13 protein-coding genes are annotated in these 12,462 nt (G+C 65.1%); 10 read left to right on the top strand and 3 right to left on the bottom strand.

The window, feature by feature from the left end:
- The first annotated feature begins 303 nt into the window (after nucleotides 1–303).
- From NVV99_RS09300 to NVV99_RS09265, 8 genes are all read left to right on the top strand, one after another.
- The gene (locus tag NVV99_RS09300; RefSeq protein WP_254707489.1) at nucleotides 304–579 is read left to right on the top strand and encodes a hypothetical protein; all 276 of its coding nucleotides are present in this window, start codon (nucleotides 304–306) and stop codon (nucleotides 577–579) included.
- Entirely contained in the window at nucleotides 576–1,571 is a 996-nt protein-coding gene (locus NVV99_RS09295) for a hypothetical protein (protein WP_024102144.1), read from the top strand. The genes NVV99_RS09300 and NVV99_RS09295 overlap by 4 nt, the downstream gene beginning before the upstream one ends.
- A gap of 41 nt (nucleotides 1,572–1,612) precedes the next feature.
- The gene (locus tag NVV99_RS09290; protein WP_260782818.1) at nucleotides 1,613–2,548 is read left to right on the top strand and encodes a hypothetical protein; all 936 of its coding nucleotides are present in this window, start codon (nucleotides 1,613–1,615) and stop codon (nucleotides 2,546–2,548) included.
- Between the two features lie 550 nt (nucleotides 2,549–3,098).
- Nucleotides 3,099–3,398, top strand: a complete 300-nt coding sequence (locus NVV99_RS09285) for a hypothetical protein (protein WP_260782817.1) — start codon at nucleotides 3,099–3,101, stop codon at nucleotides 3,396–3,398.
- A complete protein-coding gene (locus tag NVV99_RS09280) occupies nucleotides 3,395–4,393 on the top strand; it encodes a hypothetical protein (protein WP_024102147.1) in 999 nt (332 codons plus the stop codon). The genes NVV99_RS09285 and NVV99_RS09280 overlap by 4 nt, the downstream gene beginning before the upstream one ends.
- Complete coding sequence (locus tag NVV99_RS09275; RefSeq protein WP_242411643.1) at nucleotides 4,390–5,337, top strand: hypothetical protein; 948 nt, start codon at nucleotides 4,390–4,392, stop codon at nucleotides 5,335–5,337. Before NVV99_RS09280 ends, NVV99_RS09275 begins: the two co-directional genes overlap by 4 nt.
- Entirely contained in the window at nucleotides 5,334–5,882 is a 549-nt protein-coding gene (locus tag NVV99_RS09270) for an LpqN/LpqT family lipoprotein (protein ID WP_024102149.1), read from the top strand. The genes NVV99_RS09275 and NVV99_RS09270 overlap by 4 nt, the downstream gene beginning before the upstream one ends.
- The gene (locus NVV99_RS09265) at nucleotides 5,875–6,792 is read left to right on the top strand and encodes a hypothetical protein (RefSeq protein WP_197539092.1); all 918 of its coding nucleotides are present in this window, start codon (nucleotides 5,875–5,877) and stop codon (nucleotides 6,790–6,792) included. The genes NVV99_RS09270 and NVV99_RS09265 overlap by 8 nt, the downstream gene beginning before the upstream one ends.
- 85 nt (nucleotides 6,793–6,877) lie before the next feature.
- Here the strand turns inward: NVV99_RS09265 and NVV99_RS09260 are convergent, their stop codons facing one another.
- From NVV99_RS09260 to NVV99_RS09250, 3 genes are all read right to left on the bottom strand, one after another.
- On the bottom strand, nucleotides 6,878–7,570 hold the full coding sequence (locus NVV99_RS09260; RefSeq protein WP_024102151.1) for a GTP pyrophosphokinase family protein: 693 nt from the start codon (nucleotides 7,568–7,570) through the stop codon (nucleotides 6,878–6,880).
- Between the two features lie 172 nt (nucleotides 7,571–7,742).
- A complete protein-coding gene (locus tag NVV99_RS09255; RefSeq protein ID WP_024102152.1) occupies nucleotides 7,743–9,017 on the bottom strand; it encodes a nitrate/nitrite transporter in 1,275 nt (424 codons plus the stop codon).
- Between the two features lie 40 nt (nucleotides 9,018–9,057).
- Nucleotides 9,058–10,062, bottom strand: a complete 1,005-nt coding sequence (locus NVV99_RS09250; RefSeq protein ID WP_024102153.1) for an aldo/keto reductase — start codon at nucleotides 10,060–10,062, stop codon at nucleotides 9,058–9,060.
- A gap of 114 nt (nucleotides 10,063–10,176) precedes the next feature.
- Here NVV99_RS09250 and NVV99_RS09245 point away from each other — a divergent pair, with 114 nt between their 5' ends.
- Both NVV99_RS09245 and ilvD read left to right on the top strand, forming a co-directional pair.
- Nucleotides 10,177–10,743: a TIGR03086 family metal-binding protein gene (locus NVV99_RS09245; RefSeq protein WP_024102154.1), complete on the top strand. Its 567-nt coding sequence runs from the start codon at nucleotides 10,177–10,179 to the stop codon at nucleotides 10,741–10,743.
- A complete protein-coding gene (gene ilvD, locus NVV99_RS09240; RefSeq protein WP_024102155.1) occupies nucleotides 10,740–12,437 on the top strand; it encodes a dihydroxy-acid dehydratase in 1,698 nt (565 codons plus the stop codon). The genes NVV99_RS09245 and ilvD overlap by 4 nt, the downstream gene beginning before the upstream one ends.
- The last annotated feature ends 25 nt before the right edge of the window (nucleotides 12,438–12,462 follow it).

Here is a 12,462-nt window from a genome sequence, read left to right as displayed (position 1 = left end):
CGGCGTATCGGAGAATTCAGTCGGAAGGGTAGACGATTTCGCGCAGCACGCACCTCGTCACGCCAGCGCGCACACAACCGGGAGGTACGCAACAACAGTTCCGGGTTCGCAACACGGCCAGCAACTGCCGGCGTTGCAAACCTTCACTACGTGTTGCGTACCTCGTGTACGACCGACGCCCCGCTCGAAGTCGCCCGACGGTCCGCTCCGGCTCCGTGAGGGCGCCGTCTGCTATCGTCCCCACCCGGACGTATCGGGGGATTCTGTCGGGGGGCAGTGGTGACATTGCACGTGGATCCTGAAGTGCTGCGCACATTCGCAGCCTTCGTGGCGGACACCGCCGACGCGATGAACGACTGGGACGTCGGCGAACCGTATGCCGTGTCGCAATCAGCACTTCCCGGAACAGAATTCGCGGCCGTCTGCGCACGAGCCTTCACCGCCACCGATCAAGCACTCGGCAACGTGTGCAGTCGCCTGCGCGAGATCGTCGACATCACCGACGGCGCCGCGAACGACTACGTCGTCGCAGAGACGGACTTCGTGGCTGCACTCTCGGCGATGGATCAGCACGGATGAGACCGGGAGTCGCCGCCGTCCGCTCCTGGAATCCCGACGCGCTGCGAATCACCGCCGACCACCTCGACGTGCTCGTCGACACACTCGACGACCGCATGAAAGGTCTGCTCACCGAGCAGGATGTGCTCGCCGAGCGATGGTCCGGCGACGCCGCGCGTGCCGCCGCCGCGCGAGTGGTCCGCGAACGCTCATTGGGCAGCTCCATCGCCGAAGCCCTCCTGCAGGTCGCGGAGGCGTACCGCACCGGCGCGTGGCTCGTCGAAGGCACCCGCCTGCACCTCCTGTCGGTCGTGGGCGGCGCCGAACAGTCCGGGTTCACCGTGCACGACGACGGCACCGTCGACCCCTCCGACCAGATCCACATCCTCTCGGCGATGGTGCCGGCCGAAGCCGTCGCAGAGACCCGTGCACGTCTCGAACACGAAGCAACGGACCTGACCCACGCCATCCGCGGCGCTCTCGAACAGGCGTCGCGAGCCGCAACGGAAACTGCCGATCGCATCACCGCCGCCGTTGCGGTACTCGAAGCAGCCCGGGATGCCGCGGCGCCGGGGAAGGTCGTGCAGAACGAGAACGGTGAGTTCTCGTTCTGGCCTCCGGATTGGCCGGCCTCTATAGCGGGAGCCACTATCGGGTTGACCGCAGACTCGACGAAGGAGGGACTGAAGAGTGCTGCGACAGCGTCCGGGGACGACGTTGCCGGCCGTATTGCGTCTCGAATTGGGCCCGTGGGAGCAGCATTAGGAGTGATCCCCGCGATCTCGAACGACATCGAGACCGGAATGGACCCGGCCGAAGCAGTCGTTACCGAGAGTATTGGCGCTGCATTTGGATACAGGATCGGCTCCGGTTTGGGCAAACTTGTCGGAGGAGTGGCAGGGTCATTGATCGCACCGGGCGTGGGAACCGGCGTAGGTCTTGTTGCCGGGACCGTGCTCGGTGCCACGATTGGGCTGGGTGTCTCGAGAGGATTACAAGGACTATGGCGTTGAGCAATCTATTCAATTGGCGCTCAGCGCTCTTCAGGTCACGCATGATGAAGCCAGACAAGCCACCTGAAAATGCGTGTGCCATCCATTGGCCGTGGCCACAGCACTTTCATGTTGTGGCAATGTTGATCTCAGTACTCATGATTGCGCTGGTGCCTGTCTTCGCTGCACTCACGCTGCAACAGTGGAGACAGGATGATGTCCTAGCCGCCGTCGGTTTCGCAGGAATCACGCTCGGACTCGCCCTATCGAGTCCGATCTGCTTCTACGAAGCGGGAATCCGTCATCTCGCCTTGTCACGGCTGGTGGTTCATCACCATCATCCCGAGCACGGTGCTGGAATCCGGATACCGACACGTCGTTGGGGAATCTCGACTGTCGTCGGTACCGCACTCGCGCTCGGAACCTACAGTCTCGCTGCAGCGATCGCGGTTTCACATCGGTCCGGCGAAAGCCTTCTCCCACACGGTCGAGCCGAGAGCGAGGGGCTTCCCTTCTTGATTGTTCTGGTATTCGTCTGCTTTGCGACGGCGGTGTTTCTTCTGGCCGTCCGATCGGACACGCGACTCGACATATATCGCGGGGGTATCCGGAGGCGGGTCTGTAGACGAGTTCTGACTCATGCGCAGGTGATCGATCACTTCATTCCCTGGAACGAGATCGAGCGTATCGAGGTCGGAGATCTCGGCGTCCGCTTGGGGTCCGCACAGTATCCGGTAGTCGACCTTTTCACCGTTTCACCGACGGCAGAAGACCTCCGGACCCGTCACGACGGAGTCAACAGGTTTGCGGTGATGGTTCATCAACTCGCTGTGGAGCCCAACACTCTGTTCACACTCATGAAACGTCTGGTAGAGAATCCGTGCGATCGCGAACTCCTCACGAAATCCGATGCAGTCGAACTTTTGCGCCCTCCGCCGCTGCGGGAACGATTCCGCGCAGCACGCAAGCCGTCGCGTCAGCACGGGAACAACCGGTAGGTACGCAACAGCAACATCGGGTTCGCAACGCGGCCAGTAACTGACGTCGTTGTGAACCCTCACTGCATGTTGCGTACCTCGATCCCCTGCCGCAGCAAGTGACGACCGGTTCGTCACCCCAGAGACAGCGCCGCCACGCCGTACACATTCAAAATGATTCAGGAAGTTGTAGTGACAGCCGGACACAACCGACCTTCTGGGACCGACTTTGCGAGAACGATTCCGGATGGCACGCCACCAGGAGGCGTCTCGATGAACGCTTCGATTCAGACGACTACAAGTAGGCCTCACTCGGACGCCCCTGCCGTTCCTTCTCGGAACGGCGGGGGCGTCTGTGTATCCGGACAGCCGGGAGGTACGCAACAACAGTTCCGGGTTCGCAACACGGCCAGCAACTGCCGGCGTTGCGAACCTTCACTACGTGTTGCGTACCTCGCGTACGACCGATGCCCCGCTCGAAGTCGCCCGACGGTCCGCTCCGGCTCCGTGAGGGCGCCGTCTGCTATCGTCCCCACCCGGACGTATCGGGGGATTCTGTCGGGGGGCAGTGGTGACATTGCACGTAGATCCTGAAGTGCTGCGCACATTCGCAACCTTCGTGGCGGACACCGCCGACGCGATCGACGACTGGGACGTCGGCGAACCGTATGCCGTGTCGCAATCAGCACTTCCCGGAACAGAATTCACGGCCGCCTGCGCACGAGCCTTCACCGCCACCGATCAAGCACTCGGCAACGTGTGCAGTCGCCTGCGCGAGATCGTCGACATCACCGACGGCGCCGCGAACGACTACGTCGTCACAGAGACAGACTTCGTGGCTGCACTCTCGGCGATGGATCAGCACGGATGAGACCGGGAGTCGCCGCGGTCCGGTCCTGGAATCCCGACGCGCTGCGAATCACCGCCGACCACCTCGACGTGCTCGTCGACACACTCGACGACCGCATGAAAGGTCTGCTCACCGAGCAGGATGTGCTCGCCGAGCGATGGTCCGGCGACGCCGCGCGTGCCGCCGCCGCGCGAGTGGTCCGCGAACGCTCGCTGGGCAGCTCCATCGCCGAAGCCCTCCTGCAGGTCGCGGAGGCGTACCGCACCGGCGCGTGGCTCGTCGAAGGCACCCGCCTGCACCTCCTGTCGGTCGTGGGCGGCGCCGAACAGTCCGGGTTCACCGTGCACGACGACGGCACCGTCGACCCCTCCGACCAGATCCACACCCTCTCGGCGATACTGCCGGCCGAAGCCGTCGCAGAGACCCGCGTTCGCCTCGAACACGAAGCAACGGAACTGACCCACGCCGTCACCGGCGCTCTCGAACAGGCGTCGCGAGCCGCAACGGAAACTGCCGATCGCATCACCGCCGCCGTTGCGGTACTCGAAGCGACCCGGGATGCCGCGGCGCCGGGGAAGGTCGTGCAGAACGAGAACGGCGAGTTCTCCTGGTGGCCTGACTGGCCATCGACCATCGCAGCGTCGTCCATCGGCGCAATGTCCGGAGCTACCAAGGAACTCCTGACCGACGCGGCAGTGGCCTCGGGCGACGATGTCGCACGCAACATCGCACGTGGAATGAACCCGGCTGCCGCTGCAGTAGGCACCGTTCCTGCGATCGTCAACGACATCAAGGGAGGCATGGATCCCACCGAGGCGGTGGTGTCCGAGAGCGCCGGAACCGTTGTCGGCATGGTCGGTGCATTCCTGGCGTCGAAGGGAACTACCGCGGCTATCGGCGCTGCGACCGGCTCGGTCGTTCCAGGGGTCGGCACCGCCGCCGGCTTCGCTGTCGGGCTTGTGTTCGGGGGCTTTGCCACGTGGTACACATCCAAGAGGATCCAGGAGTTGTGGTGACGACCGAAGGCACGCCGGAAGACCGGAATCACGTTCGCGCCGATAGTTCCTCCGACGCGCCCTGTTGGCCGCAACGTCTTCGAATCGGATGGTGCATAACAGGGGTATGTGTTCTGGTCTTCGCTACGTGGAGTCTGGTTGACAGTTCTGCGAATATCCTCCACGAGGAGTTGGTATCCACGATCGGTTCGCTGTTGTACGGAGCAGCAATGCTGCTCATGGGCGTGATGTGTGTCAGACTCGGCGGGATTCGACATGTCCTGTATTCGCCACGCATCAGAAGTTACAGGCATCCGGAATATGGCACGGGCATCGTTGTTCCTGGAGGACTTACGCCTCTAACCATTTTCATGGTCCTGCTCGTCGTGGTCGGCCTCGGATGCCTGGCCGTAGCGGCGCTGACCATCTACATCACCGACAAATCCGAGTTGCCTTACGGTCGCGACCCTCACGCCACTGCAATCTTCATGTTCGTGGGTGGGGTCGTCGCCCTGATCGCATCGGCAGTGTTCGCATGGTTCCGGCTCCCGACAACATTGGGGTTGTACCCGCAAGGAATCGAAAGAGTCGTGCGCTCTCGCAAGCTCCGACGAAACAATGCCACCGTGCAGTTCGTGCGTTGGGACGCTATCGAAGGCATCATCGGAACGGATATCGTGACCCGTTCCGGATCCGGCGACGTCCGCACTCCGATGATCCACATCCACACGACCGGGCATATTCCGCCCGAAGCGCGCATCCCCCACGACGAAGAACACACTCTCGCCATCGTCTGCACCTGGCTCATCGCCGAACCCAACGCCCTCTTGACCCTGATCCGACAGATGAGCGAACGCCCGAACGACCGCACGCTCCTCGCTCGGGAAGACGCGGCCGAACTTCTCAGACCACCGCCGTTGCGAGAACGATTCCGGATGGTACGCCACCAGGAAGCGTCTCGGTGAACGCTTCGATTCAGGCGACGCTCTCCGACTACCTCGCAACACACGAAGTCGGACTGAGCCCCTGCGACCCGGACGATCCGCGGCACCCGCAACCGGAACTCCAGGCGCCGGAGGGTTGGATAGTTCTCCCTCGCGATGTCTTTCCGCATGCACATACGGTTCTCGTGGCTCCCGAGCACGTCGCGGACGATTGGGTGCCCAACGCCGTCCTCCTCCACTGCGCACTGTCGAAATGGCGGCCGACGGACGAACTGCTGGAGGTCGCGGCGCGTGAAGCTCGCGAACTGCCCGCGTGGAGGGAGACGCTCCGCGACACATCCGATTTCCGCGGGCACCGATCGGTGATCATCCAAGGCTCCTATCGAGTGGACGACGTCGAGTACACCGCCGTGACGCGATATCTCGTGATCGACCACGAGTACGACCGCTACCTGACGCAACTGACGGCAACTGCACGCTCCGACAGTCTCGGGTCGCTCGACGTTCACATTCACACAATCCACGAAAGTCTGATCATGCGGCAGGAGGGAAGGCTACATGAGTGACTATGCCGGAAACTCTTCTGTACAGCGCCAATTCGATCCTGTATGGCCACAACGCTTCCGGCCGTTCTTGTTTGCCCTCGGTGCCATTCCGGCCTGGCTCACCGTCACGGTGCTGGCCTGGGGCGCCGGTGAGGATCATTCGACCTCGATGATCGACTCCTTGTTCATCGCCGCAGTGGTCATGCTGCCCGCAGCACACATGTTCCACATGGCAGGATTCCAACGGATCGGATTGCACCCCGGGATCCGGCACTGTCACGACGACACCCATGGACGTGGAATCGAAATTCCCTATCAACGGTTGCTTTACGCGCACGCGGCCTTCTGGCTGTCCTTCTTCACTGTGATAGTGGCGATCGGCATCCGTTCAGCCGACGAGCGACGAGGGATGAACGAGCTTTCCGACCCTCACCCTCCGGACGGTTCTTTCTGGATGTGGACGACCTTGGCCGTGGTCCTCGCGGGTGCCCTTCCGTTCCTGTTGCGACCACGTGGAGGTCTGTACCTCTATACAGAAGGCATTCAGCGTCGCACGAGTTGGCTCTACCGTCGCGCAGTGTCGGATGTATTCGTCCGGTGGGAGGACATCGAGCAGATCGTGCCCGACGTCTACACAGTGACGTCTCGTGGTGCGGAGATACACCATCCGCTCATGAGGTTCCGTGTTCCGGGATTCCGTGTGACACGTCCGCGCGTGCCTCACGACCAGCCGGGTGCCTTCACCGTGATGGCGTACGTTCTCGTCAGCGAACCCAACACGCTGCTCGGACTCATCGACCGCCTCCATGGGTGTCCCGAAGATCGCCATCTCGTCACCACACCCGAGGCCCCAGAACTCCTCCGTCCCCTCCCTGTGCGTGAACGCTTACGTATCGCGCGGAAGATTCCGCGTCAACAGTGGGAATGGTGATGGGCACGCAACACCGGTGGTGGGTTCGCAACGCCGACAGTGACCGACCACGTTGCGAGCCTTCACCCCGCATTGCGTACCTCGGTCAGTTCCCGTTGTTCGGGCCGTGGACGCGGCGGTGCAGTGCTTCCATCCGCAGGTCCAGATCGCGCGCAGTTTCCGCGGCGAGGCGGAGCTCCTCGCGCAGTTCGTCCGGTACCTCGCGGTCGTGCTTGTAGTAGATCTTGTGTTCCAGGCTCGCCCAGAAGTCCATGGCGACCGTGCGGATCTGCAGTTCGACGTAGACGCGCTCGACCCGGTCGGACATGTACACCGGGATCTGGACGATCACGTGCACGCTGCTGTACCCGTTGGGCTTCGGGCGCGCGATGTAGTCCTCGATCTCGACGACCGTCACGTCGAGCTGGCTCGTGATCATGTCGATGATCCGGTAGACGTCCGACGTGAAGCTGCACGTGATGCGGATGCCTGCGATATCGCGGACGGCCTCGCGGATGCCGTCGAGCGAGGCGGGCGCACCCTTCCGTTCCGCCTTGGCGAGGATCGACTCGGGACTCTTCAACCGCGACTTCACGTGCTCGATCGGGTTGTACTCGCGGGCGTAGGTGAACTCCTCGCGCAGGATGTTGATCTTCGTCATCATCTCGTCGATGCCGAACTTGTACACCATGAGTGCGCGTCGCAGATCTTGCGCGAGATGCTCCACTGCGACCAGCGGTGCCTGCACGTCGTCCGGTGTCGGTAGTCCCGGTTCGGGTTCGCCCACCGTCGTCTTCACTCGATTCCTCCTCGATCACTTCCGGGATCGAGTCTGCCAGTCCGACCACGACAGGCGGTTCTGACCGCCCTGACCTGCAGTGATGCGAGACGGTCCACTCGAACAGGACTCCCGCCGATCGTCGATCGAGGCATCCGGACGCCTCGAAGCCCAGTGCTTGCCCCAACCGAGTTCAGCGCTTACCCCGACCGAGTCGGTCGAGCACGACCGCCCGCAGCGAACGCGCTTCGATGCCGGCCTCGCGGCGGGCGCGTCCTCGGGTCACGAGCACCCCGATGAGCGCGATCACCCAGATCGGGTACTGCGCGAACCATGCGACGCGGAAGGCGTCGAAGGTGTAGCCGCCGAGCCGGTCGAGCACGATGCCCATCGTCTGCACGACCAGCAGTGTCGCGAGGAAGCCACCGATGTTGACGATGCCGTTGGCCGTGCCGAGCGCGGTCCCGGGATTGAAGGTGCGGGCGTAGTCGAAGCCGATCATCGATCCCGGCCCGCCCACCGAGATGACGACGACGAGCACCACGAGCAGCCACAGCGGTGCGGGTCCGGGCAGGGCGAGCACCGCCGACCACGTCACTGCGCTGGCGAGGATGATCATGAGCACGAGCCACGAGCGTCTGGTCGGGAAACGTCCCGACAGCACGCCGAGGATGGGTCCGGCGGAGATGGCGGTGACCACCGAGACGGTCAGCATCGAGCCGGCCGCCGCGGGTGACAGGCCCTGAGCGGAGACCAGATACGGCACGCCCCACATGAGCGCGAAGGTCGTCACCGAGAACTGCGTGCCCATGTGGGTGAAGAAGCCGAGTTTGGTGCCGGGGCGCCGCCACACCGTGCCGAGCCCGCCGATCACCTCCCGCAGCCCTGACGCGGTGGCTTCGCGCGTCTCACCGGGCGGGGTGTCGCGCACGACCGCGAACACCAGCACGCACGCGAGCAGGCCGAGCGCCGCGGCACTGCCGTAGGCGGCCGTCCATCCCGTGCCGGTGAGCAGCAGGACGAACGGCACCGCCGACAGCACCTGGCCGAGCTGGCCGAAGATGCCCGTCAGCTGCGAAACGACAGGTACGCGGCGCGGCGCGAACCACACCGGCACGAGCCGCAGCACCGAGATGAACGTCAGGGCGTCACCGACACCGACCAGCACTCGGGCCAGATACGCGACCGGCAGCGACTCGGTGACGGCGAGGATCGCCTGACCGACGGCGAGGATCACGGCGCCGGTCGCGATCATCCGCCGCGAACCGAACCTGTCGAGGAGCACACCGGCCGGGATCTGCATCCCCGCGTAGACGATGAGCTGGAGGACGACGAAGCCGGACAGCACCGACGGTGAGATATCGAAGCGTTCGGTGGCGGCGAGTCCGGAGACACCGAACGCCGTCCGGTGGAGGACGGCGACGATGTAGGCGAAGACTCCGATACCCCAGACCAGCCATGCCCTCATGTCACAAGGACGATACGCGTCGGTCTGTTAACGGTGCTGATTACTCACGTCCGAGCGACACCCACGTCGGGTCGGCCGCACGCGGACCGGCGACCTTGTCGGCGAGACGATCCAGCCGTGCGACCTGCTCGTCGGTGAGCGTCACGTCGAGCGCTCCGGCGTTCTCGGTGACGCGACTCGCGTAGCGGGTGCCGGGGATCGACACCGACGGCAAGCCGAACTCGCGCCCCTTCGCGTCCAGCCATGCCAGGGCGATCTGCGCGATGGTCGCGTCCGCCTCCTTCGCAACCGCCCGCACCTCTTCACGGACCGCGAGGTTGGTCGGCAGGGCGTCGGCGTCGAAGCGCGGGAAGCGCTTGCGCAGGTCGTTCTCGGCGACCTGTCCGGGATCGAAGGCGTCGGTGAGCAGCCCCCGGCTCACCGGCGAGTACGGCACGAAGCCGATGCCGAGTTCGGCGGCGGTGGGCACCACGTGCCGTTCGACGTCGCGCGAGACGATGCTCCACTCCGACTGGATCACCGCGATCGGGTGGACGGCGTGCGCGCGGCGCAGTTCGTCGCCCGTGGCCTCCGACAGTCCGATGTGCTGCACCTTGCCGGCCTGCACGAGTTCGGCGAGGGCACCGACCGTATCCTCGACCGGCACGTCCGGATCCACGCGGTGCAGGTAGTACAGGTCGACGTGGTCGACGCCGAGACGCCCGAGCGACTCGTCGATGGCCTGCTTCGCGTATTCGGGACGGCCGTTGATGCGACGGTTGGCGGTGCCCGTGCCGCCGACCGCGCCGACGAGACCGAACTTCGTCGCCAGCTGGACCTCGTCCCGCCGGTCGGCGAGCAGCGTGCCGACCACCTTCTCGCTGGTGCCGTCGCCGTAGACGTCGGCGGTGTCGATGAAGGTGATGCCCAGATCCACGGCGTGGTGCAGGGTCGCGAGTGCCTCGTCGAGATTCACCTCGCCGTATGCGGGGGCGACGGACATCGCGCCGTAACCCTGGGCGCTGACGACGAGACCGGGCGCGAGCTGGACGGTGGGGACAGGCATGTACTTCTCCTCGACGACGACACGGTGCGACTCCCGATCGTCCCGCATCCCGCGCATGATCGCAGGAGTTGAAATCGCCGTGATCCGAGCAGCCCGCGCCCTAGGCTGAGATCCATGGTGACCGACTGGCTTTCCCTGCAACGAACCGCGCGTCGCGAGTTCGACGACCGTGTCGCGCAGATCCGCGACTGGCACGCACCCACCCCGGACACCGAGTGGGACGTCACCGACCTGGTGTGGCACATGGTCGACGAGCAGCGCTGGATCCAGCCGCTGCTCTCCGGCCGTTCCCTCGACGACGCGAAGGCCGCACTCGAACCGATCGGGGACGATCTCGCCGCCGAATGGGCACGCTTCGCCGAGCAGGCGACCGCCGCGTGGGCGATGACGTCACCGTCCCAGGAGGTCCACCTGTCCTACGGCACCGTCCCGTGCCTCGACTACATGAAACAGCAGGTCGCGGACATCACCGTGCACACTTGGGATCTCGCCCGGGCCATCGGTGCCGACGAAACGCTCGACGCCGACCTCGTCGACGCCGTGCTTGCCGACATCGAACCGCAGAAGGACATGCTCGCCTCGAGCGGTCTGTTCGCCGATCCCGTCCCGGTCCCCGACGATGCGTCCCCGCAGGACCGGCTCATCGCCCTCACCGGCCGCGACCCCAGGAAGGCGTCATGACGGACCGACCCGATATCAAGCCCCGTAGCCGCGACGTCACCGACGGCATGGAGAAGGCCGCCTCGCGCGGCATGCTCCGTGCGGTGGGGATGGGAGACGAGGACTGGGGCAAGCCGCAGATCGGTGTGGCGTCGTCGTGGAACGAGATCACCCCCTGCAACCTCCCGCTCGAACGCCTCGCGCGATCGGTGAAGGAGGGCGTGCACGCCGCGGGCGGTTATCCGCTCGAATTCGGCACCATCTCCGTGTCCGACGGGATCTCGATGGGGCATGAGGGTATGCACTTCTCCCTGGTCTCCCGGGAGGTCATCGCCGACAGCGTCGAGACGGTGATGCAGGCCGAGCGACTCGACGGCTCGGTGCTGCTCGCGGGATGCGACAAGTCCCTGCCCGGCATGCTCATGGCTGCCGCCCGCCTCGATCTCGCCGCCGTCTTCCTGTACGCCGGGTCGATCCTGCCGGGCATCGCGAAACTGTCCGACGGCACCGAACGCGACGTGACGATCATCGATGCCTTCGAGGCGGTCGGGGCGTGTGCGCGGGGCCTGATGTCCGAGACCGATCTCGACGCGATCGAGCGTGCCATCTGCCCCGGCGAGGGTGCGTGCGGCGGCATGTATACCGCGAACACGATGGCCGCCTCGGCCGAGGCGCTCGGCATGTCGCTGCCGGGAAGCGCGTCGCCGCCCGCCACGGATCGTCGCCGCGACGGTTTCGCCCGGCGCAGCGGGCAGGCGGTGGTCGAGTTGTTGCGTCGCGGAATCACGGCCTCCGACATCCTCACCAAGGAGGCGTTCGAGAACGCCATCGCGGTGGTCATGGCCTTCGGGGGATCCACGAACGCCGTGCTCCACCTGCTCGCGATCGCGCACGAGGCGCAGGTGGATCTGAGCCTCGACGACTTCGTCCGCGTGGGTGCGCGGGTGCCGCATCTCGCCGACGTCAAACCGTTCGGCCGGCACGTGATGAAGGACGTCGACCACATCGGCGGTGTCCCGGTCATCATGAAGGCGTTGCTCGACGCGGGTCTGCTGCACGGTGACTGCCTCACCGTCACCGGGAAGACCGTCGCGGAGAACCTCTCCGGCATCGCGCCCCCGGACCCCGACGGCAAGGTGCTGCGCGCCCTGAGCGACCCGATCCATCCCACGGGGGGCATCACGATCCTGCGGGGCAGTCTCGCTCCCGGCGGAGCGGTGGTGAAGTCCGCAGGCTTCGACGAGTCGGTCTTCGAGGGAACGGCGCGGGTCTTCGAACGCGAACGCGCCGCGATGGACGCGCTCGAGGACGGCACCATCACCGCAGGCGACGTGGTGGTCATCCGGTACGAGGGTCCCAAGGGTGGCCCGGGCATGCGCGAGATGCTCGCGATCACCGGTGCGATCAAGGGCGCCGGGCTAGGCAAGGACGTCCTGCTGCTCACCGACGGACGATTCTCCGGTGGTACCACCGGGTTGTGCGTCGGGCACGTCGCCCCGGAGGCCGTCGACGGCGGCCCTATCGCCTTCGTCCGCGACGGCGACCGGATTCGTCTCGACGTCTCGAACGGCCTGCTCGACGTGCTGGTCGACGAGAAGGAAATGGAAACGCGGCGACAGGGCTGGGAGCCACTGCCGCCGCGCTACACCCGGGGTGTACTGGCGAAGTACACGAAGCTGGTCGGTTCCGCATCGAACGGTGCGGTGTGCGGATGAGGGTCGGGTGAACCCTCCCGCTCCG

The sequence above is a fragment of the Rhodococcus sp. PAE-6 genome (assembly GCF_025290685.1).
Taxonomy (GTDB): domain Bacteria; phylum Actinomycetota; class Actinomycetes; order Mycobacteriales; family Mycobacteriaceae; genus Rhodococcus; species Rhodococcus pyridinivorans.
Note: the sequence above shows the minus strand (reverse complement) of the source record. Positions and strands in the feature narration are given on the sequence as shown.

Bases quoted from the DNA above. Each gene is read 5' to 3' on its own strand.
- NVV99_RS09295 (WP_024102144.1), top strand. From the start codon at position 576: ATGAGACCGGGAGTCGCCGCCGTCCGCTCCTGGAATCCCGACGCGCTG.
- NVV99_RS09290 (WP_260782818.1), top strand. From the start codon at position 1,613: ATGATGAAGCCAGACAAGCCACCTGAAAATGCGTGTGCCATCCATTGG.
- NVV99_RS09280 (WP_024102147.1), top strand. From the start codon at position 3,395: ATGAGACCGGGAGTCGCCGCGGTCCGGTCCTGGAATCCCGACGCGCTG.
- NVV99_RS09265 (WP_197539092.1), top strand. From the start codon at position 5,875: ATGAGTGACTATGCCGGAAACTCTTCTGTACAGCGCCAATTCGATCCT.
- NVV99_RS09255 (WP_024102152.1), bottom strand. From the start codon at position 9,017: ATGAGGGCATGGCTGGTCTGGGGTATCGGAGTCTTCGCCTACATCGTC.
- NVV99_RS09250 (WP_024102153.1), bottom strand. From the start codon at position 10,062: ATGCCTGTCCCCACCGTCCAGCTCGCGCCCGGTCTCGTCGTCAGCGCC.
- NVV99_RS09245 (WP_024102154.1), top strand. From the start codon at position 10,177: ATGGTGACCGACTGGCTTTCCCTGCAACGAACCGCGCGTCGCGAGTTC.
- ilvD (WP_024102155.1), top strand. From the start codon at position 10,740: ATGACGGACCGACCCGATATCAAGCCCCGTAGCCGCGACGTCACCGAC.